27 protein-coding genes and 1 riboswitch are annotated in these 24731 nt (G+C 61.8%); of the genes, 9 read left to right on the forward strand and 18 right to left on the reverse strand.

The genetic code is table 11. The features are described 5' to 3' along the window. Nucleotides 1-6: 6 nt before the first annotated feature. Genes AC4FIA_RS07050 through cbiE form a run of 6 tightly spaced genes read right to left on the reverse strand, consistent with a single transcriptional unit; the run spans nt 7 to nt 4735 of the window. Complete coding sequence (locus AC4FIA_RS07050) at nt 7-351, reverse strand: DUF1636 family protein (RefSeq protein ID WP_490365257.1); 345 nt, start codon at nt 349-351, stop codon at nt 7-9. Next, the gene (cobA, locus tag AC4FIA_RS07055) at nt 348-1064 is read right to left on the reverse strand and encodes a uroporphyrinogen-III C-methyltransferase (RefSeq protein WP_490365258.1); all 717 of its coding nucleotides are present in this window, start codon (nt 1062-1064) and stop codon (nt 348-350) included. The genes AC4FIA_RS07050 and cobA overlap by 4 nt, the downstream gene beginning before the upstream one ends. Beyond that, nucleotides 1061-2371 carry a cobyrinic acid a,c-diamide synthase CobB gene (locus AC4FIA_RS07060; protein WP_490365259.1) on the reverse strand — a complete coding sequence of 437 codons (1311 nt, stop codon included), beginning with the start codon at nt 2369-2371 and terminating at the stop codon, nt 1061-1063. Before AC4FIA_RS07060 ends, cobA begins: the two co-directional genes overlap by 4 nt. After that, nucleotides 2368-3177 carry a precorrin-4 C(11)-methyltransferase gene (gene cobM, locus AC4FIA_RS07065; RefSeq protein WP_103911097.1) on the reverse strand — a complete coding sequence of 270 codons (810 nt, stop codon included), beginning with the start codon at nt 3175-3177 and terminating at the stop codon, nt 2368-2370. The genes AC4FIA_RS07060 and cobM overlap by 4 nt, the downstream gene beginning before the upstream one ends. Continuing rightward, entirely contained in the window at nt 3174-3542 is a 369-nt protein-coding gene (locus AC4FIA_RS07070) for a cobalamin biosynthesis protein (protein ID WP_490365260.1), read from the reverse strand. The genes cobM and AC4FIA_RS07070 overlap by 4 nt, the downstream gene beginning before the upstream one ends. Then, nucleotides 3539-4735, reverse strand: coding sequence for a precorrin-6y C5,15-methyltransferase (decarboxylating) subunit CbiE (gene cbiE, locus AC4FIA_RS07075; RefSeq protein ID WP_490365261.1), 1197 nt, complete (start codon nt 4733-4735; stop codon nt 3539-3541). Before cbiE ends, AC4FIA_RS07070 begins: the two co-directional genes overlap by 4 nt. Between cbiE and AC4FIA_RS07080 the strand changes: the two genes are divergently transcribed. After that, on the forward strand, nt 4734-5489 hold the full coding sequence (locus tag AC4FIA_RS07080; RefSeq protein WP_490365424.1) for a cobalt-precorrin-6A reductase: 756 nt from the start codon (nt 4734-4736) through the stop codon (nt 5487-5489). The genes cbiE and AC4FIA_RS07080 overlap by 2 nt on opposite strands. Here AC4FIA_RS07080 and cobJ read toward each other — a convergent pair. The 7 genes from cobJ to AC4FIA_RS07115 are packed head-to-tail and all read right to left on the reverse strand — an operon-like array spanning nt 5462 to nt 13487. Further along, nucleotides 5462-6214, reverse strand: a complete 753-nt coding sequence (gene cobJ / locus AC4FIA_RS07085) for a precorrin-3B C(17)-methyltransferase (RefSeq protein WP_490365262.1) — start codon at nt 6212-6214, stop codon at nt 5462-5464. The two genes, AC4FIA_RS07080 and cobJ, sit on opposite strands and share 28 nt — an antisense overlap. Beyond that, entirely contained in the window at nt 6211-6954 is a 744-nt protein-coding gene (locus tag AC4FIA_RS07090) for a precorrin-2 C(20)-methyltransferase (protein WP_490365263.1), read from the reverse strand. Before AC4FIA_RS07090 ends, cobJ begins: the two co-directional genes overlap by 4 nt. Continuing rightward, nucleotides 6951-7580, reverse strand: a complete 630-nt coding sequence (locus AC4FIA_RS07095; protein ID WP_490365264.1) for a precorrin-8X methylmutase — start codon at nt 7578-7580, stop codon at nt 6951-6953. Before AC4FIA_RS07095 ends, AC4FIA_RS07090 begins: the two co-directional genes overlap by 4 nt. Then, complete coding sequence (locus tag AC4FIA_RS07100; RefSeq protein WP_490365265.1) at nt 7581-8723, reverse strand: cobalamin biosynthesis protein CobG; 1143 nt, start codon at nt 8721-8723, stop codon at nt 7581-7583. It lies immediately after the preceding gene. After that, on the reverse strand, nt 8720-12016 hold the full coding sequence (gene cobN, locus AC4FIA_RS07105) for a cobaltochelatase subunit CobN (protein ID WP_490365266.1): 3297 nt from the start codon (nt 12014-12016) through the stop codon (nt 8720-8722). Before cobN ends, AC4FIA_RS07100 begins: the two co-directional genes overlap by 4 nt. A gap of 15 nt (nt 12017-12031) precedes the next feature. Further along, entirely contained in the window at nt 12032-13087 is a 1056-nt protein-coding gene (cobW, locus tag AC4FIA_RS07110; RefSeq protein ID WP_103911104.1) for a cobalamin biosynthesis protein CobW, read from the reverse strand. A 1-nt stretch (nt 13088) separates the two neighbouring features. After that, nucleotides 13089-13487 (reverse strand): DUF1636 family protein, encoded by a 399-nt coding sequence (locus AC4FIA_RS07115; RefSeq protein ID WP_103911105.1) that lies wholly within the window; start codon nt 13485-13487, stop codon nt 13089-13091. A 98-nt stretch (nt 13488-13585) separates the two neighbouring features. Further along, nucleotides 13586-13792, reverse strand: a riboswitch (cobalamin riboswitch). Between the two features lie 38 nt (nt 13793-13830). Here AC4FIA_RS07115 and cobO point away from each other — a divergent pair. Both cobO and AC4FIA_RS07125 read left to right on the forward strand, forming a co-directional pair. Continuing rightward, complete coding sequence (cobO, locus tag AC4FIA_RS07120) at nt 13831-14442, forward strand: cob(I)yrinic acid a,c-diamide adenosyltransferase (RefSeq protein ID WP_103911244.1); 612 nt, start codon at nt 13831-13833, stop codon at nt 14440-14442. Continuing rightward, complete coding sequence (locus AC4FIA_RS07125) at nt 14442-15890, forward strand: cobyric acid synthase (RefSeq protein ID WP_490365267.1); 1449 nt, start codon at nt 14442-14444, stop codon at nt 15888-15890. Before cobO ends, AC4FIA_RS07125 begins: the two co-directional genes overlap by 1 nt. Here the strand turns inward: AC4FIA_RS07125 and bluB are convergent, their stop codons facing one another. From bluB to AC4FIA_RS07150, 5 genes are read right to left on the reverse strand one after another with little or no spacing between them, the layout of a single operon-like run. Then, nucleotides 15891-16514: a 5,6-dimethylbenzimidazole synthase gene (gene bluB / locus AC4FIA_RS07130; protein WP_490365268.1), complete on the reverse strand. Its 624-nt coding sequence runs from the start codon at nt 16512-16514 to the stop codon at nt 15891-15893. It lies immediately after the preceding gene. Then, nucleotides 16508-17488: a threonine-phosphate decarboxylase CobD gene (gene cobD, locus AC4FIA_RS07135; RefSeq protein ID WP_490365269.1), complete on the reverse strand. Its 981-nt coding sequence runs from the start codon at nt 17486-17488 to the stop codon at nt 16508-16510. The genes bluB and cobD overlap by 7 nt, the downstream gene beginning before the upstream one ends. Before the next feature lie 7 nt (nt 17489-17495). Further along, nucleotides 17496-18431: an adenosylcobinamide-phosphate synthase CbiB gene (cbiB, locus tag AC4FIA_RS07140; RefSeq protein ID WP_490365270.1), complete on the reverse strand. Its 936-nt coding sequence runs from the start codon at nt 18429-18431 to the stop codon at nt 17496-17498. Beyond that, entirely contained in the window at nt 18428-19204 is a 777-nt protein-coding gene (locus AC4FIA_RS07145) for a propanediol utilization protein (protein ID WP_490365271.1), read from the reverse strand. The genes cbiB and AC4FIA_RS07145 overlap by 4 nt, the downstream gene beginning before the upstream one ends. Further along, on the reverse strand, nt 19201-19779 hold the full coding sequence (locus tag AC4FIA_RS07150) for a histidine phosphatase family protein (protein WP_490365272.1): 579 nt from the start codon (nt 19777-19779) through the stop codon (nt 19201-19203). The genes AC4FIA_RS07145 and AC4FIA_RS07150 overlap by 4 nt, the downstream gene beginning before the upstream one ends. A gap of 54 nt (nt 19780-19833) precedes the next feature. Between AC4FIA_RS07150 and cobU the strand changes: the two genes are divergently transcribed. The 6 genes from cobU to AC4FIA_RS07180 all read left to right on the forward strand — a co-directional run bounded on the left by cobU (nt 19834) and on the right by AC4FIA_RS07180 (nt 24727). Then, complete coding sequence (gene cobU / locus AC4FIA_RS07155) at nt 19834-20364, forward strand: bifunctional adenosylcobinamide kinase/adenosylcobinamide-phosphate guanylyltransferase (protein ID WP_490365273.1); 531 nt, start codon at nt 19834-19836, stop codon at nt 20362-20364. Continuing rightward, entirely contained in the window at nt 20348-21364 is a 1017-nt protein-coding gene (gene cobT, locus AC4FIA_RS07160) for a nicotinate-nucleotide--dimethylbenzimidazole phosphoribosyltransferase (protein WP_490365274.1), read from the forward strand. The genes cobU and cobT overlap by 17 nt, the downstream gene beginning before the upstream one ends. After that, a complete protein-coding gene (gene cobS / locus AC4FIA_RS07165; protein WP_490365275.1) occupies nt 21361-22095 on the forward strand; it encodes an adenosylcobinamide-GDP ribazoletransferase in 735 nt (244 codons plus the stop codon). The genes cobT and cobS overlap by 4 nt, the downstream gene beginning before the upstream one ends. 150 nt (nt 22096-22245) lie before the next feature. After that, nucleotides 22246-23490 carry a tryptophan synthase subunit beta gene (gene trpB / locus AC4FIA_RS07170; protein ID WP_490365276.1) on the forward strand — a complete coding sequence of 415 codons (1245 nt, stop codon included), beginning with the start codon at nt 22246-22248 and terminating at the stop codon, nt 23488-23490. A gap of 186 nt (nt 23491-23676) precedes the next feature. Then, nucleotides 23677-24165 carry a PepSY domain-containing protein gene (locus tag AC4FIA_RS07175; RefSeq protein WP_490365277.1) on the forward strand — a complete coding sequence of 163 codons (489 nt, stop codon included), beginning with the start codon at nt 23677-23679 and terminating at the stop codon, nt 24163-24165. 79 nt (nt 24166-24244) lie between these two features. Beyond that, nucleotides 24245-24727 carry a hypothetical protein gene (locus AC4FIA_RS07180; RefSeq protein ID WP_490365278.1) on the forward strand — a complete coding sequence of 161 codons (483 nt, stop codon included), beginning with the start codon at nt 24245-24247 and terminating at the stop codon, nt 24725-24727. Nucleotides 24728-24731 lie beyond the last annotated feature (4 nt).

Below are 24731 nucleotides of genomic sequence, written 5' to 3' on the forward strand. Positions count from 1 at the left end.
CATCGGTCACACTACCTGACTCGGAATTCTGGCGATCGCTTTGAAGCGCAGGTCGCCCAGAACGCGGGCGTCTTCGAAATCGCCCGTGTCCGAGTCGCGATAGTGACGTAGAAACCTATCGATCAGCTCTGCATCCGCGTCGGTCAAGTCACCGAAAAGATAGGCGGTTTTTCCCGCGCTTCTGACAGCCACAGTAGACGGACGGGTGCACCCTGACATGCAGTCGCGCGTGGCGACCACAACGTCCTTGTGATCAGCGGCCAGTCTGTCACGCAACGTGTCGGCAAATCCTGCAAGTCCCATGGGACATGAGGTGCAGACCGTGACAGTGATGGCCGCATGTTCGCTCATGTGGCAAGCGGCCCGTACAGGATCAACGCGGGCTGATCGCCGATTTCGCGTTCCAACTGGTCCGACAGGGATCGAATCGTGTGGCGCTCTATATTTTGTTCCGGTGTGCTGACCGCCTCGGCCAACAGGGCGGGGGTATCCTCGGGCAGGCCCGCATCGCACAGCATCGCGGCTAGTTTCGGGAAGGTCCGTTTGCCCATGAAAACAACGGTCGAAGCCGCCGGATCGGCCAGCGCGCCAAGGTTCATATCTTCGGGCAACCGACCGGTCACATCATGACCGGTGATAAACTGCACGCGGCGTGCCGTCAGTCGGCGTGTCAACGGAATGCCCGCCGCCGCAGCGGCCGCAATGGCGGACGGGATGCCGGGGATGATCTCATACGGAATGCCGGCTTCACGCAGCGCAGTGATTTCCTCTTCCAGTCGTCCGAAAATACCGCTGTCACCGGATTTCAGTCGCACCACGTGTTGGTCTTGTAGCGCGTAATCCACCAGCAACCGGCTGACGTGGTCCTGTTTGGGCGATGGCCGACCGGCCCGTTTTCCCACGGCAACCAGATCGGCCCCGCTGCGCACGTAGCTTAAGATCGGGCCTGACGACAGGTCGTCAAACAGCACCGCATCGGCGCGCTTAAGGCGGTCCACGGCCTTGAGTGTCAGAAGTTCGGGATCGCCCGGACCGGAACTTACAAAGCTGACGAGGCGTGTCATGCGGTTTCCTCTTGCGTGATCAGGTGAAAGAACGTGCCCGAGGCATGGCCCCGATGCGATCCGGTCTCGGGGACAAGGTTGCCGTCCGCGTCGCGCACCTCGGCCAGTGGCGCATCGGGTTGTTCCAGAATGGTCGAGTAGTGGAATTCATGGCCGCGCAGGGCAGTGTCCACCGAAAAGCCGGGCAGGGGCGCCTGAAGCACAGCACGGCGATAACCCAAATGGAATTTGCGCTTTTCATAGCTGGTCACCAGCCCGAGCAGCCCCAGCATCTGGTGGCGCGTGCCGTTTTTGTCGATCAACGCCTCGCCCAAGGCCATGTAACCACCGCATTCCCCGTGAACGGGACGCGTTTCGGCGTGACGGCGAACGCCCGCGCGGAAGGATTCGGCAGCGGCCAATTGACCGGCGTGCAGTTCAGGGTAGCCACCCGGCAGCCACACGATATCGGCGTCCGCGGCGGGGGCTTCATCGGCAAGCGGTGAAAAAGGCAGAATTTCAGCGCCCGCATCGTGCCAGCCTTCCAGCAGATGCGGATAGGTGAATGAAAACGCCGCGTCACGCGCAATGGCGATGCGCTGTGCCGGAGGTTTCGGCAAAGCAGAGGGCGTCTCGGGCAGGGCATGGCCCGCCGCCGCTGCGCGCAAAGCTTCCAGATCAACATGGTCGCGCAGGAATGTCGCGTAGTCGGCAATGGCCGCATCAAGATCGGGATGTTCGACCGCTTGGATCAGGCCCAGATGCCGTTCGGGCAGGGTCAGATCACCACGACGGGGCAACACGCCCAGAACCGGCATACCCGCGCGTTCCATCCCCAAACGTGTCAGCCGTTCATGTCGGGGCGACGCGACGCGGTTCAGGATCACACCGGCAAAGGGCAGATCGGGCAGATAGCTGCGGAAACCCAGCGCCGTCGCCGCAGCAGACTGCGCCTGCCCACCAACGTCCAGCACCAAAACCACGGGCCAGCCCATCGCCTGCGCGGTTTCGGCACTGCTGCCAAAGCCCTGCTGGCCGCGTGTCGCAACGCCGTCGAACAGGCCCATCGACCCTTCGGCCACGCAGATATCAGCGCCCTTCGCACGGGCCGAGATGGCTTGCCACAGCTTCGGCCCCATGGCCCAGCCGTCCAGATTGAAACTGGGTCGTCCGCAAGCCGCCTGATGGAAGGCCGGATCGATATAATCGGGGCCTGACTTGAACGGCTGCACGGCAAGCCCATCATCCGCCAATGCGCGGAGCAGGCCAAGCATGACTGTTGTTTTACCGGTGCCCGACGACGGTGCAGAGATCAGCAGGCCTTTCATGACGTGCCCTGACCTTCGGTATCATCGGACCAACTGGCCCACGGGCTGTCGGCGCTTTGCGGGCGATAGCGGCGGTCGTAGTCCACCGCATAAAGGCAGCTTTCATCAAAGCCTTCGCCCTTCAGCGCAGGGCCGACAAGGATCAGGGCTGTGCGCTGAATGTTGTCACCCAGTTTGTCCTGAATGTCGGCCAGCGTGCCGCGCAGGATCGTCTCGTCAGGCCAGCTGGCGCGATAGACCACGGCGACGGGGCAATCCGCGCCGTAGGCGGGTGTGAGGTCGTCGACGACCTTGGCAAGGTTCTGGATCGACAGGTGAATGGCCAGCGTCGCGCCGGTCGCGGCGAAATTGGTCAGTGTTTCCCCTTCGGGCATTGACGATGCGCGGCCGGGCGTGCGGGTCAGCACCACGGATTGCGCCAGACCCGGCAGGGTCAGTTCTGCGCCCAAGGCAGCAGCGGCGGCAGCAAAGGCCGGCACACCGGGGGTGACGGAGACGGGAATGCCCTCGGCCCGCAGGCGGCGCAACTGTTCGCCCATGGCGGACCAGACCGACAGATCACCGGAATGCAGCCGCGCCACGTCTTGCCCCGCATCATGTGCACGACGGATTTCGGCAACGATCTGATCCAGATCCATTGACGCGGTGTTCACGATACGGGCGTTGGGTGGGCAATGTTCCAGAATGGCCTGTGGCACCAGCGATCCGGCGTACAAACAGACAGGACAACTGGCGATGATATCGCGGCCCCGCAGGGTCAGAAGATCGGGCGCGCCGGGACCGGCGCCGATGAAATGTACGGTCATGATGTGGCTCCTTGGGCCAGCGCGCAGGTCGAAAGACGGTCCTGTGCATGCAGTCGCGGGGTCAGAAGGCGTGCACCGGGGCCTGCGGCGGCAAGGGCGGATGCCTCGGCCACTGACCCCGTTGCGCGTTCTTGGATCGCGCGGGCGGATTGGGTGATGGTTTTCTGCTGTGTCATTGCCTCTGCCGTCACCAAAACAACGGGCAGGGCAAGGGTTTGTGCCAGTTCTTGCAACGTGCCTGCCTTATCCTCGGCTGTGGCCAAAGCGTCGGGCGACACGCCTGTGGCGTCGCAGGCCTGTTTCAGCGCGTCGCGCAGACTGTTCTGTCCAGCACGTGTCGAGAACCCGAACCCCGCAACGATCATAGCTGAATGCTCCATTGCGTGATGGGGTAAGATGCGCGCCACCCGCGTTTCGGGCCGATGGGCACGGCATTGGCAATCTCGATGCGCATCAGGTTACCACCAAGGCGCGCGTGCGTCTGCGTCAGCAATGCTTCGCTTTCCAGAGTGACAGCGTTGGCAACGATGCGCGTGTCTTTGGGTAGGGTTTCCAGAAAGGTGATCAGCTCTTGCGACAGGCCGCCGCCCACGAAAACGACGTCGGGTGGTGTTAAGCCTTGGAGTGCATTGGGTGCTTTGCCTTCGACCACGGTCAAGCGGCCAACGCCCAGACGGTCCGCGTTGTCGCGGATACGCGCGGCGCGGTCGGCACGGGGTTCGATTGCGGTGGCGTTCAGGGTCGGATCGGTCAAAAGCCATTCGATCCCGATCGAGCCAGAGCCGCCGCCGATGTCCCAGAGATGTTCGAACGGTCGCGGGGCCAGTGCCGACAGGGTCAGCGCGCGGATCGGTTGCTTGGTGATCTGGCCATCGCTGTCAAACCAGTCATCCGCCCGACCAGAGGCAAGCGGCATCACCGCGCCGTCGCCTTTGATGTCAAGCGCGATGCAAACGGGATGTGCGAAACTGCCATTGCCCAGATCACGCGCCACAGCTTCGGTGGTCTGTTCACGCGCGCCATTCAGGGCCTCCAGCACCGTGCAGGGGGTGTCGCCAAATCCGGCATCTGTCAGATAGCTACCAAGCGCCGCTACCGCATCACCATCGCGCAAGGTGGCGATGATCCGGCGACCAGTTGCCAGATGGGGACGCAGGGCCGTCAGGGGGGTGGCATGCAGCCCAAGGCAAAGCGTTTTTTCCAGCGGCCAGCCAAGCCGCGCCGCCGCCAGTGAAAACACCGATTGTCCCGAAAAAGCGCGCCATTCGCTGCGATCCAGCCGTTTGGCCAGCACCGATCCCGCACCGAACCAGAACGGATCACCTGAGGCCAGAACCACGGTCGGTTGGCCGCGCCGTTTCATCAACAGATCAACACCATCGGAATAGGGCACCGGCCATTCGATCCGCTCGGTTCCCACGTCGGGCAGCAGCGACAGATGACGTGCGGCGCCCATGATGCATTCTGCGTTTTCCAGCACGTCGCGGCTTGCCTTGCACAGGCCGTCCGGTCCATCTTCGCCCAAACCGATTACGGTCAACCACGGAGTATCAGCCATCGACCCGAACCTCCTGATCCTTGGCGGCACCACCGAGGGCCGCAGCCTGTGCACCGTTCTGGCAGACGCCGGAGTGCGTGGCACTGTTTCCATGGCCGGACGCGTGGCGCGCCCCGCACCACAGGGCATGCCGCTGCGCGTTGGTGGCTTTGGCGGGGCTGAAGGGCTGGCCCGCTATCTGCGCGACAATGCGATCACCCATGTGATCGACGCGACGCATCCCTTTGCCGCGCAAATGAGCTGCAATGCCATCGAGGCCTGCGCAGAAACGGGCGTTCCGCTTTTGGCCTACACCCGTGCGCCGTGGCAGCCCGAGGACGGCGATCAATGGACCCACGTCGCGGACATTGCCGGAGCGGTCGACGCGCTGAAAGGTCCGCGAAAACGCGTGTTGCTGGCTGTCGGGCGTATGCATCTGTCCGACTTTACCGTGAACCCGCAGCATGCCTACGTCTTGCGTCTGGTTGACCCGCCCAGCGAAGCTTTGGGCTTTCCCGAAGCGACGGTCATCGTGGATCGCGGGCCCTTTACGCTCGAGGGCGACAGGGCGCTGATGGAAGAACACGGGATCGATCTTGTCGTGTCCAAAAATGCCGGTGGCAAAGGCGCCGAGGCCAAGATCATTGCTGCACGTCAACTGGGCGTTCCGGTCATTATGATCGACCGTCCCACAATTCCGCCGCGCACCGAAGCGCATAGCATTGATGACGTGAAGCGCTGGCTGGGTCATGCTTTGACCGACCTTGGCGTGTAGACAATCGGCGCGCCGTCGCGTTCGATGATGCGCGTCGTGGAGGAACCGACCAAAACCATGGTCCGCATATCTGCCATTTCCGGCGTGCATTCGGTCAAGGGAACCACACGCAGCTGTTCGTCGGGCGTGGACACCGCGCGCGCGAAAATGACGGGACGCGCGTCGCCGCAAGCGTCCTGAAGGATACGCAGCGTTTTCTCGAACCCTTCGGGGCGGGATTTCGACCGCGGATTGTAGAACGCCATGGCGAAATCCGCCTCTGCCGCAAGACGCAGCCGTTTTTCGATCAGCGCCCAAGGCTTCAGGTTGTCGCTGAGGTTGATGGCGCAGAAATCATGGCCCAAGGGTGCGCCCGCGCGGGCGGCGGCGGCCAGCATCGCGGTGATACCTGGCAGCACCTGAATATCCAGATTGCGCCATTCCTCGGGGCCGGCCTCGACCGCCTCGAACACGGCGGATGCCATGGCAAAAACACCCGGATCACCGGACGACACAACAACCACGTTCCGGCCTTCTCTGGCCATTTCAAGCGCGTGACGCGACCGGTCGATTTCCACACGGTTGTCCGAGGGATGCAGCGTCAAACCGGGGCGTTCTGCAACCCTTGCCACGTATGGAATATAGCCCACCACGTCAGTGGCCTTCGCTAGGGCCGCGCTCACTTCGGGGGTCACCAAGGTTTCCGAACCGGGGCCAAGACCCGCGATCACCAAAGAGCCGGTCATGGGCGTCTCCCGTTGCCGTGAACGACGATGATCGAGAAATAGGGCGTAACCTTTTCCCCCGCATCGGCAAGCTTTTGAACCGTCTGATCGGCCATGGCTGCGTATTCCACCAGCCACGCGGCATCAAAGCGACCGGCGCGGCGCAGGGCGTTGCGGATTTTGTCGATGTTGCGCCCGATCTTCATGATCACCAGCGCATCGGCCTTTTCCATATGCTCGACCAAGGCGTCTTCGGGCAGGGTGCCCATCAGAACGCTCAGCACATCGTCGCCCCACGTGATGGGGGCGCCGGTGGCTGTCCAAGCGGCGCTCATCCCTGTGATGGCAGGCACGACCTGAACGGGGCAGTCGTCTTTCAGGCGTGTGTAAAGATGCATGAACGAGCCGTAGAAGAACGGATCACCTTCGCTGACGATGACCACCTCATGCCCTGCATTGGACAAGTCCCGCAGGTGTGCGGCGCTTTCTTCGTAAAAGGCTGACAGCATTTCGTTATAGCGCGGGTCTGTCAGTGGGATTTCCGTGGTGACCGGATATTCCATTGGAATTTCGGTAACATCCGCGTGCAGCATGTCGCCGATGATACGACGCGCCTGACCGGTGCGGCCCGCTTTGCGGAAATGTGCCACATGGGTCGCATTGCGCAGCAGGCGGTCTGCCTTGACCGACATCAGTTCGGGATCGCCGGGGCCAAGTCCTACGCCCCAGATCATCCCCTGTTTTGTCTCGGGCGCGCTCATTCCTTGCGGCTCGCAATGGCGTTGATCGCGGCAACCGTGATCGCGGAACCACCCAGACGTCCTTCGACGATCAGGCTGGGCACCGGTTGATCGGCCCAAAGCGCATCCTTGCTTTCACGCGCACCGACAAATCCCACAGGGCAGCCGATGATCGCGGCGGGGCGCGGACAATCCGGATCTTCCAGCATGTTCAGAAGGTGGAACAGCGCGGTGGGCGCGTTGCCGATGGCCACCAGCGCGCCTTCCAGATGCGGACGCCACAGTTCAAGCGCGGCGGCAGAGCGTGTGTTTCCCATCTCGCGCGCCATTTCAGGAACGCTTGGGTCACGCAGGGTACAAATGACCGCGTTGTCAGCGGGCAGGCGCGGGCGCGTGACGCCTTCGGACACCATATAGGCATCGCACAGGATCGGCGCACCGTTTTCCAGTGCCGCACGAGCGGCCTTGGCGAAACCGGGCGACATATGAACATGCTCTTCCAGCCCGACCATGCCTGCCGCGTGGATCATTCGCACCGCGATAGGTTCTTCATCGGCGTCAAAACGCGCCAGATTGGCCTCGGCCCGGATCGTGGCAAAGCTTTCGGCATAGATCGCAGCGCCGTCTTTTTCGTAGGTATAAGGCATTCAAAGGTCTTTCAGGCTTATGGTATCGGGGGCGAGACCGGTTTGGCTTGGGATGTCCCATGGTGCGCCGTTTTTCACAAGGTCAAAGGCGCCATCGCGCCCGACCAGCGTGACCGCGCAGGCGCGTGGCAGGGCGCAGCCCTTGGAACATCCAGAGACATGCAGGACATGATCGGTTTGCGCAGCCAGCCGTGTGGCCAGCTTGCGGGTTTCAACGGTGGCCTGCGGGCAAAAGGGTGCACCGGGACAGGCGTGGGCTTTCAGGATCGGGTCGCCGCAGTCGAAGACGAAATGCTGTGACGGGGTGGGGGCATTGCCACCGCGGAGCCAGAACATGCGGCCAAGCATCAGGCGCATCTGTTCCGCACCGGTATCGTTCAAAAGGTCACGCAACGCGGTCGTGTCGATCTTGCCGAAAGCGGCCCCGAGGATGGTGCCGTTCGGTGCTGCTCCAGGGACGACGTTACGCAATTTGTAACGCGGAGACTTGCTTTGCCACTCGGCGGGCGGGGATACGGTTTTCAGATGGCGCGCCATGCGTCCAGCGTCGCGTCCGCCGGTGCTGACGAACCATTCGGCCATGTCCTTCAGCGCTTCGGTGGCGGTGGCCTCGGTCACGGGACGGCCCGCATCGCATCCGTCAGCGCGCAGGATCAGACCGCCATCTTGGGCAATTTCAAACCGGAAATCGGCAGACCCGTCGCGCAGGTGTCCCCCACGACCGGTGTCCAGTGCAAAGCCCATTTTTTCGGGCATGTCAGGCAGGCTGGGCAGGGCGGAAAGCAATACTTCATAAAGTCGGTCGGTCAGATCACCTGCGGCCCAGTTCGGGTCCAAAAGGATATTCCGGTGGCCTTCTACGGCGGGGTCTTGGTCGATCAGGCCCAGTGCGTCCAGTTGCGCCAGAAGGGCGGGATGATCGGCTTCGGCGACGCCACGGATTTGCAGGTTCGCGCGCGATGTCAGATCCAGCGTGCCATTGCCGAAACGTTCGGCCAGATCGCAGAGACCACGTGCCTGATCTGCCGACAGTTCGGCACGAAAGGGGCGCACGCGCACCACCAGCCCGTCGCCAGACATCATCGGGCGATGGGCGCCGGGGCACCAGCCCTTGACCGATGGCGATGTCGCGGGCGCGGTCATATCACCGTCCCCGTTTCAATGCCCGCAAGGATCGAGTTGCGCCGCGTCTGCCACAGACCAGAGTCGTGCAATCTGCGGAAGGTGTCGAGCATGGCTTGATAGGCCTCGGGGTTGGCCTCTTGCAGGAAGGCGGCGGTTTCGGCGTCGCCCAGCGTGGCCTCGTGGAAGGCGTCAAACAGATGCGGGCCGACCGTATCGGCAAGATGCGCAAAGCTTGCCATATGGACAAGCGTTGCGGCGATTTCGGCAGCGCCCCGGAACCCATGGGCGCGCATACCCGCAATCCAGCGCGGGTTGGTGGCGCGGGCCTGCACAACGCGGGCGATTTCTTCGGGCAGAAGGCGGGCGCGGGGGGCGTCGGGATTGGTGGCGTCCAGATGATACAGGGTCGCCTGACCGCCCGTGATGGCCTGCGCTGCGGCAAAACCCGCCTCATGCGCGGCGTAGTCCGAGGCCAGGAGCAGATCGGTTTCCGGCAGGTCTTGAAGGTGGACGAAACTGTCGGCCTGTTCGACACGGGCGCGCAGGCCTTGCATGTCGCGGGTCGCATGATCGCCGTCCAAGGCCCAAGACGAGGCATCCAGCCACGCTTGTCCGGCCTGTTCGCGGGCCTCGGGCGTGAAATTGTCCAAGGCCGCGCCCATGCCCAAGCCGAAGCTGCCCGGCGCGGGCCCGTAGACCCGTGCGACCGGCTTCTGGCCCGCATAGGGGTTCCAGTCCGGTGCCTCATCGCGGTCAGCCAGTGCCCGTGTCGCCTGTGCGAACAGGGCCGACAGCGTCGGGAACACATCGCGGAACAGGCCCGAGACGCGCAAGGTCACGTCGATGCGGGGGCGGTCAAGTTCGGCGATGGGCAGCACTTCGATGCCAGAAACGCGCTCTGATCCTTTGTCCCAGATCGGGCGCACGCCCAACAGGTGCAGCGCCATGGCGAATTCCTCGCCTGCGGTGCGCATCGTGGCGGATCCCCAAAGATCAACAATCAGACCCTGCGGCCAGTTGCCTTCTTCCTGCAGGTGGCGACGCACGAGTTCTTCGGCCAGTTTGACACCCTGCGCATAGGCCGCCCGCGTCGGGACAGATCGCGGGTCGGTGGTGAACAGGTTGCGGCCTGTGGGCAGCACATCCTGACGCCCGCGATAGGGCGACCCCGATGGGCCAGCCGCGATCCGTTGTCCGTCAAGCGCGGCCAGAAGCGCGGCTTTCTCAGAATGCGCCGATGCGGTCGCGTCAAAGCTGCCCTGTGCGTCTGGCGTGCGGCCCCAGATGTGAAGGCCTTCGCCGAACTGGCTTTCTTTGATGTCGCAAACAAAGCGGTCGATGCGCGTGATCGCCTCGGCGGTACAGGCGGCGCGATCCAGACCTAGGTCATCTTCCACACCCAGCGCCTGAGCCTCGGCGCGGATGTCGGCCTGTAGGCGGTCTCGGCGCTTCGGGTCTAGGCCATCGGCGTTGGAAAATTCGTCCAGCAGCGCCTCTAGCCGCGCCAATCGGTCAGGCGTTTCGCTTTGGCGCAGGGGCGGGGGCACATGGCCCAGCGTGACGGCCCCGATGCGGCGCTTGGCTTGTGCGGCTTCGCCAGGGTCATTGACGATGAACGGATAGATGACGGGCAACGCGCCAATCAGGGCCTCGGGCCAGCAGGTGTTGGACAAGGCCACGGATTTGCCGGGAAGCCATTCCAGCGTGCCATGGGCTCCGATATGGACCAGCGCATCGGCAGTGGTCTGCAGCCAGAGGTAAAAGGCGACATAGGCATGGCGGGGCGAGCGTGACAGGTCATGATATTCGTCATCACGCAGTTTCGGATTGCCCCGTTCAGGCTGCAACAGAACAAACCCGCGACCGGTTTTGACCGCGGCGAAATGGAACGCGCCGTCGTGCACTGCATCGTCGTCTTCCGGATCGCCCCAAACCTTGGCCAGTTCGTCGCGTAGGGTTTCTGGCAGTGTGCTTAGCATCTGGCGGTAATCATCCAGCGGCAGGGCAAACTCCCGCGCCAGTAGCCTGTTTTCCAGATCAGGCACCGCGCCCACGTCATAGCCAGCTTCGGAAAGATCAGACAGGATCGCGCGGGCCGAAGCCGTGGCATCCAGCCCGACGGCATGCCCCATGTTCCAGTCTTTTCCGGGATAGGTCGACAGAACAAGCGCTACGCGCCGTTCCGCCACGGGTTTGGCGGCCAGATCAAGCCAGCCGTGCACCCGTTTGACCACGGCGTCGATACAGTCTGCATCCGCGCTATGGGCATAGCGTGCGAATTGCAGATCGGGGTCGCGGACACCGGGTTCTTTGAAGGAAACAACCCCGCCCATCAGGCGTCCGTCGACCTCGGGCAGGACCACGTGCATGGCCAGATCGGCAGGGGACAATCCGCGCTCTGCCTCGGCCCAAGCGTCGCGGGTCGAGGTGGACAGGGCCACTTGGAACACCGGCACGTCGCCCGCATCCAGTGGCGAAGCCTCGCCCGCGCCTTTGCCACTGAACGCGGTCGCATTGACGATGGCGTTCGGCGCATAGGCGCGCACCTGCCGTTCCAGCCAGCCCCGTGCATCGGGGGCCTTCAGTGAGGGCACGAACAGCGCGCGGACGTGATAGCCCTGCGCGCGGAACGCGTTGTACATGGCGGTGATCGGCGCAAGATCGGCGGCAACCAGATAGGACCGGTAGAAAACGATCAGGACTCGGGCCGCGTCCGATGTCGGCATGTCGGCCAACGGGCATGCTGGGCCGTCTTGCGGTGTCCATGCCCCAACGGATGAGATCGTTTTGGCCCCGCGCACGGGCGCTGCATAAAGCCCCGCTGCCAACGCCATCTGTGCCAAAGCAGCCTGCGCCGCCACCGCGCCGCCCGAGTCGCAAAGCTGCGCCAGACGTCTGAGGGTGGATGCCGGTAGGGTCGAGACCGCATCCAGCCGCGTGTCCGGCCGCCCGTCTGCGGGCAGAACAGCCACTGCGATCCCCTTGCTTTGTGCCAGCGCCATCACCTGTTGCACGCCGTATTCCCAATAGGGCACGCCACCGATCAATCGGATCAGAATGCCCTTGGCCCCTGACAGTGTGTTGTCGATGTAGGTATCAACCGACAGCGGATGCCGTAGCGCCGACAGGTTCGCCAACCGCAGGCTGGGCAACCGCCCCTCGGGCCCGCCGCCACGCCGCCAGCCTTCCGCGAATGCGCCAAGGTCACTGTCAGAAAAAGACAATACCACCAGATCCGCCGGATCCTGTCCCAGATCCGTCGGGGTGTCTGTCTCTTCTAGACCGTGGCTTTCGCGGAAGACGACGTGCATTGTGGCGTGGTCCGCTTACTCGGCGGCTTGTGTGGCAGGTGCCAGCACGGCGCGGATGGCGGTCGGGTCGATATCGTCGTGTTCGGCGATCACAACCAGACGGCCAGCGCGGGCTTCGTCGGGTTTCCAGGGGCGGTCGTACTGATGACGCACACGGGCACCCACGGCCTGCACCAGCAGACGCATCGGTTTTCCTGCAACGCTGGCATAGCCCTTGATCCGCAGGATGTTGTTTTCGCGCGCCAGCTTTTCGATGGCGGCGACCAGATCGGCGGGATCGGCCAGTTCGGGGATATCGACAACGATGGTGTCAAAGTCGTCATGTTCGTGGTCGTCGTGCCCATCGTGATGGGACGGACGCGCATCCATGTCGTCTTCGGCGGCGGCCTCAAGACCCAGCAGAACGCGCGGGTCAACGACACCTTCGGCCACTTCGATCACGGGCAGGGGGCGGGGTGCTTCTGCGGCAATGATTTCCTTGGCTTTCGCGACACCTTCGGGACCTGCCAGATCGGGCTTGGTCAGAAGGATGATATCTGCGCAGGAAATCTGGTCTTCGAAAACCTCAGACAGTGGCGTTTCGTGATCAAGGCTTTCATCTGCAGCACGCTGTGCATCGACGCGTTCCACATCCGGGGCAAAGCGGCCTGCGGCCACGGCTTCGGCATCGGCAAGCGCGATCACGCCGTCGACGGTGATCTTGGAACGGATATCAGGCCAGTCGAAGGCCTTCAGCAAAGGCTTGGGCAGCGCAAGGCCGGAGGTTTCGATCAGGATATGTTCGGGGCGCGGCTCAAGCGCCATCAGCGCCTCGATCGTCGGGATGAAATCATCGGCCACGGTGCAGCAGATACAGCCGTTTGCCAGTTCAAGAATGTTTTCCGCAGGGCAGTCGGGAATGGCGCAGCCCTTCAGGATTTCGCCATCGACACCCACATCACCGAATTCGTTGACCAGCACGGCCAGACGTTTGCCGCCGGGGTTCTGGATCAGGTGCGAGATCAGGGTTGTCTTGCCCGAACCGAGAAAGCCGGTGATCACTGTAACGGGTAGTTTCGCGAGGTTGGTCATATCAGGCCTCCTCAGGCTCAGTAACAGGGGGTATGCGCGCAACGCAGTTGCGCTTGAAGTGTTCGGGTCGCTCGCGCCATGGAATGATGCCATCCGCGCTCTCGTGATATTGCACTGCACCAGACAGGATCATCTCTGGATGCGACATTTCGTCGACGTTTGCGAAAACATACGTCCATTTCGCATCGCCACCACGCAGGGCAACGGTGCAACCGTGATCGCAATTCTGAAGACATTTGACCGGTGTGATCCGAAGCCCGTCCGGCCCATCCAGCGCGGTCAGCCCGTCAAAAAGGGCCTGGCCGGGGCGGCGTTCGTCTTCGGGTAGCTCTTGGCCGCGTCGGCATTGAATGCAGACCAACAGTTCCGTTTGCTGCGGGCTTTCGGATTTCGCATCCATAGTTTTACTGGTCCCATCCCATCGGGAACGCGGGGCCGGATTGCGGAAAGGGACCGTATGCACGGTGCCGCCTCCGATTCCGGCACACCCCGTCCGGTTACAAGCGCATCGCGCTGGCAGGTCTCCCGGCTCACGGATTTGGGGTGTTCGCCCTGCGGCTGCTCATCCTTCCCAGCGTCGGCCAGTGGCACTGAGCGGCCTTTTCCGTTCACGGTCGCGGGGGCGGCTGTACTTGACCGCGTAGATCACGGCTGCACATTCCCTTTTCACCTGCTAACACAGGCACCAACACGCAGCCACATGGTCTGAATCCCGTGGCTTTGTCAAGAAAGAGGATACTGGCATGACCACCGACGAAAACCTTCGCCACGCCGAGAAGATGCGCAAGATCAAAGCTGCGCGCGACCGCATGATGGAGACCAAGACCGAAGAGAAAGGTCTGATCATGGTCCACACCGGCGCTGGTAAGGGCAAGTCGTCTTCTGGCTTTGGCATGATCATGCGCTGCATTTCCCACCAGATGCCCTGCGCGGTGGTGCAGTTCATCAAAGGCAACTGGGACACCGGCGAAAAGACGTTCCTGCGCGAACGCTTTGCGGATGAGTGCCGCTTCTTTGTGTCTGGCGAAGGCTTTACATGGGAAACGCAGGACCGCGAACGTGACATTGCGGCGGCCCAGAACGGTTGGCGGATTGCCAAGGAACAGATCCTTGACCCCGAAATCCAGTTTGTGCTGCTCGATGAAATCAACATCGCGCTGCGCTACGACTATATCGATATCGACGAGGTGGTCGATTTCCTGCTGAACGAGAAACCGGCGATGACCCACGTCTGTCTGACAGGCCGCAATGCCAAGCCCGAATTGATCGAGGCCGCCGATCTGGTGACCGAAATGACGTTGATCAAGCATCCGTTCCGTGACGGTGTCAAAGCACAGGCTGGCGTCGAATTCTGATGGGCCGCGCGCTGATGATCCAAGGGACCGGATCCAACGTCGGGAAATCGATGTTGGTTGCGGGGCTTTGCAGGGCTGCCAAGCGGCGGGGGCTGACCGTCGCGCCGTTCAAACCGCAGAACATGTCCAACAATGCTGCCGTTGCGCAGGAAGGCCATGAAATCGGCCGCGCGCAGGCGCTGCAAGCGCGCGCGTGTGGATTGGCGCCGAATACGGACATGAATCCGGTTCTGCTCAAGCCCGAAACGGATATTGGCGCGCAGGTCGTGGTGCAGGGCAAGCGGCTGACAACGGTCCGTGCCCGCGAATACGCCAAGCTGAAGAAACAGTTGATGGTGTCCGTTCTGGACAGCTTCAATCGGCTGCGCAGCACCTATGACCTGGTGATAGTCGAGGGCGCAGGCAGCGCAACGGAAATCAACCTGCGCAAGGGTGACATCGCCAACATGGGCTTTGCCGAAGCGGCTGATGTTCCTGTGGTTCTTTGCGCCGATATTGATCGCGGCGGGGTCATCGCGCAGGTGGTGGGCACCAAGGTTGTGTTGCCTGACGGTGACCGGGACCTGATCAAAGGGTTTCTGATCAACAAGTTCCGCGGCGATCCGACTCTGTTCGATGACGGATACAAAATGATCGAGGAGCAGACCGGTTGGCGCGGCTTTGGCGTCGCGCCGTGGTTTGCCGAAAGCTGGCGCTTGCCTGCCGAAGACGCGTTAGATATCGCCACACCTCCATCGCGCGACGGGTTGCACGTTGTGTGTTTGCGGCTAAGCCGGATTGCCAATTTCGACGATCTTGATCCGCTGGCGCAGGAACCCGGCGTGCGTGTCACCATGCTGTCGCCCGGTGATCCTGTTCCTGCCGATGCGGATGTTGTGATCCTGCCTGGTTCCAAATCGACACGGGGCGATCTGGCGTTCATGCGGGAACAAGGCTGGGACATTGACGTGATTGCACACCACCGCCGTGGTGGACATGTGCTGGGCATATGCGGCGGCTATCAGATGCTGGGCCGCGCGGTGCATGACCCTGACGGGATGGAGGGGCCTGCCGGTTCAACGCCGGGCCTTGGCCTGTTGGATATCGAAACACGGATGAGCGGCGACAAAAGCCTGCGTGAGGTTTCGGCCCGTCACGCGGCCTCGGACCTGCCGTTTCATGGCTATGAAATCCACATCGGCCAATCAGACGGCCCTGATCGCGCAAGGCCCTTTGCCTTTATAGGGGATACACCCGAAGGCGCGGTTTCCGCCGACGGGCGCGTCGCGGGCAGCTATCTGCATGGGATGTTTTCCGACGACGGGTTCCGGACAGGATGGCTGTCGCGTCTGGGCGTCGCGCCGTCGGGCAACGCCTACGAGGCGACAATCGAACAGACGCTGGACGCGCTGGCCGATCATCTTGAGACGCATCTTGATGTGGAAGGCTTGCTTGAACTGGCGCGGTGATCAGCGATCTAGCCAGTGGGCTTTGGTGTTTTCCTGCCATCCGGCACGGTGAAGCAGGGGCGTATCGTCGTTAAACTCGGGGTGTCCGATGCACAGGTAGGCGGTGAAGCGCCACGTATCGGGCACATCGAACAGCTTTTCGATGCCATCCGGATCAATGATCGACACCATGCCAACACCGATATTGCAGGCGCGGGCCATCAGCCACAGCGAATAGATTGCCATGGCCGTCGACTGCTCAAGTGTCTGGGGCATCGTCTGACGGCCCAGACCACGCCCTTCGACAGGTGCGGTTTCGGTGAAGACCGCCAGATGTTCGGGTGCGGAATCCAGACCGGACAGTTTCAGCTTTTCATATGCGGCGCGGTCAGCGTCGTCGTAGGCGCGCGCGGCCGCCGCATTCTGTTTCGCGAAATTATCGCGGACCTTTGTGCGCAGGTCGGGATCGATCACGCGGAACACCCGCCACGGGCGGGCATTGCCGACTGACGGCGCGCTGTCCATCGCGTGGCGCAGTTTATCCAGCATGCCGTCGGGCAGCGGGTCGGTGCGGAAGTGGCGAATATCGCGCCGCCACGTCAGAATGTCCTGAAGCTGCGCGCGATGCGCATCGGTCATTAGCATGTCGCAGCCCCCATGGCGGCTTCAAGCTGTGACCAGCGGTCATCTTTGGGCAGGCCCAGACGTATCCAGCTGTTCGAATAGGGGAAAATCCGGCTCCAGATATGATGCGCGGCAAGGGCATTCTGCGCGGCGGACGCATCCGGTGTGGCGTAGGTCCGGAATAAGGGCGTGCCGCCCACCACTTCCCAACCCGCCTTTTGCGCCATAGCGTCCAAGCGGTCAGAGCCTGCCGTCAGCCAGTCAATCGTCTGTTCTTGCCAGTACGTGTCGGCCAATGCCTGACAGGCGATATCAATCGCGGGGCCGGATACGGGCCACGGGCCGACCATGTCCGCCAGCCGATCCGCCAACGAACCTTGCGCCAGAGCAAAGCCCAGTCGCACACCGGCCAGACCATAAAATTTCCCGAAAGACCGCAGGATCACAACGTTGTCCTGTTCCAACTGCGGGGCCAGCGACAAGTCCGGTTCAGGATCGCCAAAGCTTTCGTCGATGATCAACAGACCAACTTGCTGCGACATTGCCTTCAGGCGGTCAGGTGTGGTGCGTCGTCCGTCGGGGTTGTTGGGGTTGACCACGACGGCCAGATCGGCGCCGGCCAATGCGTCAAGCTTACTGACCTCATCCACTTGCCAGCCACAGGCACGCAGCGCGGCGGCGTGTTCGTTATAGGTCGGGGCCAGCACCGCAGCATGGCCGGGCGCGCGCAGCCAAGGCACCATCTGGATCGCGCCTTGGGCACCGGATGTTGCGATCACGCGGGCGGGCGTGTTGTAGGCTTGGGCAGCGATCTCGGACAGGCGTGCCATCTCGGTCTTGCGAGGTAGAACTTCCCATGATGTTTGCGGGATCGGCGGTAACGGGTAGGGCATCGGATTGATGCCGGTGGACAGGTCAAGCCAATCGTCCGACGTCCCGCCGAAGCGGGCCATCGCCGCATCCAGATTGCCGCCATGATCTCTGCTCTGTGTCATCGGGGCCTTAAAGCATCGCCAGCCCGGCCAAAGCAAGCCCGCAAAGAACTAGGGCGCGGTGATAGAGTGACACAGCCTTGCTCATCGCCTGCGCATCGGGGTCAGGTGCCCCTTCGTTCAGCCAAGGTTCGTTGGCTGTATGGCCGTCATAAACCCGTGGGCCGGATAGTCTGACGTTCAACGCAGCGGCCATTGCGCTCTCGGGCCAGCCAGCGTTGGGCGAACGGTGGTTCGGCGCATCGCGGAGCATTGATTTCAGGGCAACCAACGGGCGGCTGGAGGCACAGGCAAAGGCCAGACCGGTCAGGCGCGCGGGGATCAGGTTGACCACATCATCAACCCGCGCAGCGACCTTACCAAAGGCTTCGTATCGGTCAGACCTGTGGCCGATCATCGAATCCATCGTGTTGATCGCTTTGTACGCATAGATGCCCGGAAGCCCCAGCAGCGCCCCCCAAAACAGCGGCGCAACGATCCCGTCTGATGTGTTCTCAGCAAGGCTTTCTGTCGCAGCGCGCGCAACGGCGGGTGCATCCAGTTGCGATGGATTGCGCCCGACGATCATGCTGACAGCGTAGCGCGCGGCGGGCAGATCGTTGGCGGCCAAGGCCGTGGCGACGGCTTGGTAATGATCGCGCATGGACCGCAGTGCGATCATCGGCCAAGCCAGAACCGCGCCGATCAGCGTCCCGACCCAGCTGTCGGGAAGGGCCGCTTGAACCACGATCATCGGGACCGCAGCCAAGGCGACAACGACCAGAACGGTCACCGCGCCGGCCAAGATGCGGGCGTTCCGAGAACCGTTGTTCAGGCGTGTTTCGCAGATGCTAATGGCCTTGCCGATCCACGTCACTGGGTGCCCGATCCGCGCATAAAGCTTATCCGGCCAGCCGAAAGCCAGATCAAGGATCATTCCGCCCAGCATCATCAACACGAAACTCATGCGCGACCCGTCTGAAAGCAAAGGATGTCAGTCAGGCCGGCCTCGCGTAGCGCGGCGGCGCCATGGGGTGGGACAGTGTCGGGGGCAAAAACAAGCCCACGCGCCGATCCGGTGTGCGCCCGTACCATGCCAAGCGCCCCGAGGTCGCGCGCCAGTTCGGCCATCGGATCGGTAGGACCACGGCGCATTGTGCAGCGTTGTGCTGAAGACGTGGCGATGGCGGCAAGGCGCGTCAGATCGCCTTTGTCGGCGGCGACCTGCCAGTCATCGATCAGGTCGCTGACGTCGTCGAAATCGGTGTCCGTGGCATCGGTGCGTTGCGGCGCCCCCCACAACCCGCCAAGGATGGTCGCAGGCGGAGGTCGGGTAACTTCGCGCAGGACACGCCCCTGCCGCGATGCCCAAACCAGTCGGTCAGGGTCTGCAAACATCAACGGGTCACTTGCCTGTTCGGCGGCAATGCATGCGCCTGCCAGTGTTTCATCTGACCCACTGAAACCCGCCGCGCGGGCCAGCGCCACCAAGGTAGCCGTCGACGCGCCGCCGCCGATGCCCAACGGGAAGTTCCGCGTGACGCCTTTTGGCAAATTGTCGATCCCCAAGCGGGCCGCAAAACGTGACAACACGTCAGCGCTGAACGCCGTCGTGTCGTCGCCCGGTGCGGTAACGCGAAAGTCGGGGCAGGGCAGTGTGATCAGGACGACCGGTCCATCAGGGCCGAAACGCCCCTGCACCCATTCGCCGAAATGTCCTGTGACGGTGGCCGCTGTCATCTGCCATTCACCTCGATCGCGGACAACGGACCGTCGGGACCGCAGCGCAGGCGTGTGACCGACAGGTTCGCCACCTCGAACGCAAGTCCGCCGGGAACGTGCCCTGTCACCAAGGCCAAGGCCGCGCGGATCACGCCCGCGTGGACGACCAACGCCGTGCTGCCGTGCGTCAAAGCCGCGCGGCTGTGGTCCGCCAAGGCAGGGGCCACACGATCGCAAACTTGCTCAAAGCTTTCACCACGGGGGGCGGCGTATCGGACCAGATCGGCGCTGCTGAGGACGCCCAGATCGGGAAGCTCTTCGAACAGAAGGCCGTCGTGGTCGCCAAAGTCCTGTTCCCACAGGCGGTGATCCTGTTCAAAGCTGTCAAACAAAGCCTCTGCCGTTTGGCGGCAGCGCAGGGCAGGGCTGCTGATGACACGTGCAACAGGGCCGATTTTGGCCTTTGCCGCAGCCACTGCATCCGCATCGATTTTGGCGTCCACATCCGTGCGGCCAAACAGGCGACCGGGAACAGCGACGGGCGCGTGACGGATCAGGATCAACTCGGCGCTGGAGTTCGCATTTGTACCCAAGAGGTCGGCTTTCGGACTTTATTTTTGCATTGGAAAGTGCTTTCCCACGGAATGATGAAAAAGTCGATACTGATAACCGGTGGCGCGCGGTCGGGGAAATCCCAACTGGCGGAACGCAAGGCGCTACAGCCCTGTGGGCGGGCTATCTATATCGCAACGTCGCGCATTTATGATGGTGACACCGAGATGGCAGCACGCGTGGCAGCCCATAAGGCGCGACGCGGTCCGGAGTGGACGGAGGTCGATGCGCCCACCGATCTGGCTGGCGCCTTGATGTCCACAGACGGTGACCAGCCAAGGCTGGTAGATTGCCTGACCCTGTGGCTGACCAACCTGATGCTTGATGACGCTGACTGGCAGGCCGAAACCGGCCGTCTGGTCGAAACACTAACAACACAAAGCGCGCCCGTGGTTTTCGTGACGAACGAAGTCGGGCTGGGGATCGTGCCAGAGAACAAACTGGCGCGGGCCTTTCGCGATGCCGCTGGCTACGTGAATCAGGCCGTGGCCGAGGCGTGCGATGAAGTTTGGCTTGCGGTGGCGGGCCATCCAATGAGGGTAAAACCAAATGACACTCCTTTCTGACATCACCTCGCTTGAAGCTGTTGCTGCTTTGGCTGAAACCCTGCCTGCGGCTGACGCCGGCGCGATCAATGCCGCGACGGAGCGTCAGAACAGCCTGACAAAACCGATGGGTGCATTGGGGCGTCTGGAAGAACTGGCGATTTTCATGGCCGGTTGGCAGGAGACAGATCGCCCGTCGATCAAGCGCGCTCAGGCTGTTGTCTTTGCCGGCAACCATGGCGTTTGCGCCCAAGGGGTTAACCCGTTCCCGCAGGAAGTGACTGCGCAGATGGTGGCCAACTTTGAACATGGTGGTGCCGCGATCAACCAGCTGTGCCGCGCGAATGGTGCGGATCTGTCAGTGATCGCGATCGATCTTGATACGCCCACCAACGACATCACCCAAGGCGCGGCCATGACCGAGGCTGAAACACTGGACGCGATGCGCCGTGGGGCCGAGGCCGTTGATGGTGATGCAAGTGTGTTGGTTCTGGGGGAAATGGGGATCGGCAACTCGACGATTGCTGCGGCCCTTGCGATGGCGGCCTTTGGGGGGGATTCGAAAGACTGGGTTGGGCGCGGTACGGGATCGGACGATGCGGGCGTGAACCGCAAGGTCGACGCGATCACCCGTGCCTGCGCGGTCAATTCAGACGCCTCGGGTCTTGCCCTGTTATCTGCAGTAGGCGGACGCGAACAGGCGGCCATTTGTGGCGCCGTTCTTCAGGCGCGCGCGCTGCGTATTCCCGTCATTTTGGACGGGTTCATCTGTACCGCTGCCACAGCCCCCCTGTTTGCCGCCGATCCGCGTTTCCTGGACCACTGTGTTGTTGGCCACGTCAGCCGCGAGCCCGGCCATGCACGTCTGTTGGATGCACTGAACAAACAGCCGGTTCTGTCTTTGGACATGGCGCTGGGCGAAGGCTCGGGCGCGGCTGTTGCGCTGGGCATTCTGCGGTCTGCACTTGAATGCCACAACGGCATGGCAACTTTTGCTGAAGCAGGCGTGTCCGACGGATGAGCCTGCGCGGACGCCTTGCAGAAGTGCAGTTGGCGGTGATGATGCTGACACGGCTTCCCGCCGGTCGCATCATGGGCGATGCGCCTGACCTGTCTGCTGCGCGCTGGGCGTTTCCCTTTGTGGGTCTTCTGATCGGTGGCCTGACATGGGCCGCCCATGCTGCGGCCACCGCTTTGGGCCTTCCGCCGATGGTGTCTGCGGGCGTGGCCTTGGCCGTTCTGGCGCTGGCGACGGGTGCTTTGCATTTTGACGGGCTGGCAGATTACGCCGATGGCATAGGCGGCGGGCGCGACGAGGCCCATGCGCTTGAAATCATGCGCGACAGCCGCGTGGGCAGCTACGGCGTGCTGGCGATGATCCTTGTGTCGCTTCTGTGGGTCGGCTCTGTCGCCGCCGCTGCGCCGGACCTGTCGGAATTTCTTTTCGCAGCCGTCCTAAGCCGCGCGGCGATGGTCGTGGTGCAGGAGGCTTTGCCGCTGGCGCGCGACGACGGGATGGCGCAGCTTGCGTCAGGCCGTTCGACCGCAGCACGGGTTGTGGTGGTGGTTTTGGCTGTTGGTGCGCTGGTCGTTTGGCCTGTGCAATTGGTTGTGTGCGCCTTGGTTGCCGCGTTGATCGCCTTTCAGGCCAAGCGGAAAATCGGCGGGCAGACAGGTGATGTTCTGGGGGCTGTTCAATTCCTGACGGAAACGGCGATCTGGATCACCTTTGCATCCAACCTGTTTGGCTGAAAACCCGAATAATGAGGTCTGGGAACACCCGTACCCTTCTATGCGAAAGGAAGCGCAAAACGTGTATTCCTGCATGCCTCGATTTGACACTGGAAACCCCGGACACAGATGCGTAGACAGGGGCGACACTTTGCGATGGACGACTATGCTATGAATGATCTCTTCAACAGCTTTATGACCGGACCTGACGAAAAGGGCCGCTTCGGCCAGTTCGGCGGCCGGTTCGTGTCGGAAACGCTGATGCCGCTGATCCTTGAACTGGAAAAGCAGTATGAGCATGCGAAGACCGACCAGAGCTTCTGGGACGAGATGGACTATCTCTGGAAGCACTACGTTGGCCGCCCGTCGCCGCTCTATTTCGCCGAACGCCTGACCGAGCGTCTGGGCGGCGCGAAAATCTATCTCAAGCGTGACGAGCTGAACCACACCGGCGCGCATAAGATCAACAACGTGCTGGGCCAGATCATTCTGGCGCGCCGTATGGGCAAGACCCGTATCATCGCGGAAACAGGGGCCGGTCAGCACGGCGTGGCGACGGCAACGGTCTGCGCCAAGTTCGGTCTGAAATGCGTCGTCTACATGGGGGCGCATGACGTTCAGCGTCAGGCACCGAACGTGTTCCGCATGCGTCTGCTCGGGGCCGAGGTTGTGCCGGTCACATCCGGCCGTGGCACGCTGAAAGACGCAATGAACGACGCGCTGCGCGATTGGGTGACCAACGTCCGCGATACGTTCTACTGCATCGGCACAGTCGCCGGTCCGCACCCCTATCCGGCGATGGTGCGTGATTTCCAGTCGATCATCGGCAAGGAAGCTACAGAACAGATCATGGAGGCCGAGGGCCGTCTGCCCGATACGATCATCGCCGCGATTGGTGGCGGGTCGAACGCGATGGGTCTGTTCTATCCGTTCCTTGACGACAAGGCGGTCAACATCATCGGTGTTGAGGCCGGTGGTAAAGGCGTGAACGAAAAGATGGAGCACTGTGCATCTTTGACAGGCGGGCGTCCGGGCGTTCTGCATGGCAACCGCACCTACCTGTTGCAGGATGACGATGGTCAGATCCTTGAAGGCTTCTCGATCTCGGCGGGTCTGGATTATCCGGGCATCGGTCCCGAGCACGCATGGCTGCATGACATCGGTCGTGCGCAATACGTGGCGATCACCGACCGCGAGGCGCTGGATGCGTTCCAGCTCTGCTGTGAAACCGAAGGCATCATTCCCGCGTTGGAGCCGTCGCACGCGCTGGCACACGTCGCGAAAATCGCGCCGGATCTGCCGAAAGACCATATTATCGTAATGAACATGTGTGGTCGCGGCGACAAAGACATCTTTACAGTCGCCAAGGCGCTTGGGTTCGATATGAGCGATACAGAAGGCCGCACAATCGACTAAGTCGTTGTTTTACTTGTGCTTGCGAAACCCCGCTTTTCCAAAAGGCGGGGTTTTTCTTTGGATAAACCAAAGTTTATGGCGCTAGTCCTGCGGTTTATGCAGGGTGATCTAGACCGTGGGTTGATAGCCTGAGTTGTAATTTACCGATCATCTAACACGGCACAGCTTTGATGAGAGGAGATCACTATGAAGCGCAAGACACAGACACTGGGCCTGGTACTGGCTGCAGGATTGCTGGGGCAAATGGCCTTGGCGCAATCGGCGACTGACCAGATCGTCACAGACCTGCAATCGCAAGGCTTCACTGCCATCGAAATCAAAACAGGCCCGACACAGATCAAGGTCGAAGCAATTCGCGGCGGCCAGAAGATCGAAGTCATCTATGATGCTGCGACTGGCCAGATTCTGAAACAGGAAGTCGAAAGCTCGGCTGGTGAAAACATCAGCCCCGGCGTCAGCATCGATCAACGCGATGAAGATTTTCTGGATGACGATGATCGCGATGAAGACGATGATGATGACGACGACGACGATGATGACGATGATCACGATGACGATCACGACAGCGACGACGACGATGATGACGACGATGACGATGATGATGACGATAGCGACGATGACGACGACGATGATGAAGATGATGACGACGATGATGATGAGGACGACGACGACTGATCAGTCGGTTCGTCCAACACTCATGACCTTCGTGCCACCATGGTTTATTCCCGTCCCGTCCTGTGAAAAGGTTTGAGCCATGGTGCCGCGTTATCTACATACTCTTGTTCTGATTGGTGCGCTGCTGTCCGGCGTTCCCGCGTTGGCGCAATCGGCACAAGACCAGATTGTCCAAACCCTACGCAATCAGGGATACACGCGGATCGAAGTGTCCCGCACATGGCTTGGCCGTGTGCGGGTACATGCAGAGTCGCCCTTTGGTGAACGTGAAATCGTTTTCAATCCGAAGACCGGAGCGATCCTTCGGGACTATTTCGAAGACGAAAACGACGACGATGATTATGATGACGATAAATACAACTCGTCATCTGGCAGCTCTAGTGGAAGTTCGTCGTCCAACAGCGGCTCTGGGTCGAATGACGATGACGACGATGATGATCGCGACGATGACGATGATGATCGTGACGACGACGATGATGATGACGACAGCGACGACGAAGACGACAGCGACGACGATGAAGAAGACGACGATGACGAAGATGATCACGACGATGATGATTGACCGG

Source organism: Thalassococcus sp. (genome assembly GCF_982780845.1).

Excerpts from the sequence above, each read along its gene's own strand:
- cobM (WP_103911097.1), bottom strand. The coding sequence starts at position 3,177 with ATGACCGTACATTTCATCGGCGCCGGTCCCGGCGCGCCCGATCTTCTG.
- AC4FIA_RS07070 (WP_490365260.1), bottom strand. The coding sequence starts at position 3,542 with ATGATCGTTGCGGGGTTCGGGTTCTCGACACGTGCTGGACAGAACAGT.
- AC4FIA_RS07125 (WP_490365267.1), top strand. The coding sequence starts at position 14,442 with ATGGGCCGCGCGCTGATGATCCAAGGGACCGGATCCAACGTCGGGAAA.
- cobJ (WP_490365262.1), bottom strand. The coding sequence starts at position 6,214 with ATGACCGGCTCTTTGGTGATCGCGGGTCTTGGCCCCGGTTCGGAAACC.
- cobD (WP_490365269.1), bottom strand. The coding sequence starts at position 17,488 with ATGACACAGAGCAGAGATCATGGCGGCAATCTGGATGCGGCGATGGCC.
- cbiE (WP_490365261.1), bottom strand. The coding sequence starts at position 4,735 with ATGGCTGATACTCCGTGGTTGACCGTAATCGGTTTGGGCGAAGATGGA.
- cobS (WP_490365275.1), top strand. The coding sequence starts at position 21,361 with ATGAGCCTGCGCGGACGCCTTGCAGAAGTGCAGTTGGCGGTGATGATG.
- cobN (WP_490365266.1), bottom strand. The coding sequence starts at position 12,016 with ATGCACGTCGTCTTCCGCGAAAGCCACGGTCTAGAAGAGACAGACACC.
- AC4FIA_RS07115 (WP_103911105.1), bottom strand. The coding sequence starts at position 13,487 with ATGGATGCGAAATCCGAAAGCCCGCAGCAAACGGAACTGTTGGTCTGC.
- cobU (WP_490365273.1), top strand. The coding sequence starts at position 19,834 with ATGAAAAAGTCGATACTGATAACCGGTGGCGCGCGGTCGGGGAAATCC.
- cobO (WP_103911244.1), top strand. The coding sequence starts at position 13,831 with ATGACCACCGACGAAAACCTTCGCCACGCCGAGAAGATGCGCAAGATC.
- AC4FIA_RS07060 (WP_490365259.1), bottom strand. The coding sequence starts at position 2,371 with ATGAAAGGCCTGCTGATCTCTGCACCGTCGTCGGGCACCGGTAAAACA.
- AC4FIA_RS07100 (WP_490365265.1), bottom strand. The coding sequence starts at position 8,723 with ATGACCGCGCCCGCGACATCGCCATCGGTCAAGGGCTGGTGCCCCGGC.
- cobT (WP_490365274.1), top strand. The coding sequence starts at position 20,348 with ATGACACTCCTTTCTGACATCACCTCGCTTGAAGCTGTTGCTGCTTTG.
- AC4FIA_RS07175 (WP_490365277.1), top strand. The coding sequence starts at position 23,677 with ATGAAGCGCAAGACACAGACACTGGGCCTGGTACTGGCTGCAGGATTG.
- cobA (WP_490365258.1), bottom strand. The coding sequence starts at position 1,064 with ATGACACGCCTCGTCAGCTTTGTAAGTTCCGGTCCGGGCGATCCCGAA.
- AC4FIA_RS07090 (WP_490365263.1), bottom strand. The coding sequence starts at position 6,954 with ATGAGCGCGCCCGAGACAAAACAGGGGATGATCTGGGGCGTAGGACTT.
- AC4FIA_RS07095 (WP_490365264.1), bottom strand. The coding sequence starts at position 7,580 with ATGCCTTATACCTACGAAAAAGACGGCGCTGCGATCTATGCCGAAAGC.
- cbiB (WP_490365270.1), bottom strand. The coding sequence starts at position 18,431 with ATGAGTTTCGTGTTGATGATGCTGGGCGGAATGATCCTTGATCTGGCT.
- AC4FIA_RS07180 (WP_490365278.1), top strand. The coding sequence starts at position 24,245 with ATGGTGCCGCGTTATCTACATACTCTTGTTCTGATTGGTGCGCTGCTG.
- AC4FIA_RS07145 (WP_490365271.1), bottom strand. The coding sequence starts at position 19,204 with ATGACAGCGGCCACCGTCACAGGACATTTCGGCGAATGGGTGCAGGGG.
- AC4FIA_RS07050 (WP_490365257.1), bottom strand. The coding sequence starts at position 351 with ATGAGCGAACATGCGGCCATCACTGTCACGGTCTGCACCTCATGTCCC.
- bluB (WP_490365268.1), bottom strand. The coding sequence starts at position 16,514 with ATGCTAATGACCGATGCGCATCGCGCGCAGCTTCAGGACATTCTGACG.
- cobW (WP_103911104.1), bottom strand. The coding sequence starts at position 13,087 with ATGACCAACCTCGCGAAACTACCCGTTACAGTGATCACCGGCTTTCTC.
- trpB (WP_490365276.1), top strand. The coding sequence starts at position 22,246 with ATGAATGATCTCTTCAACAGCTTTATGACCGGACCTGACGAAAAGGGC.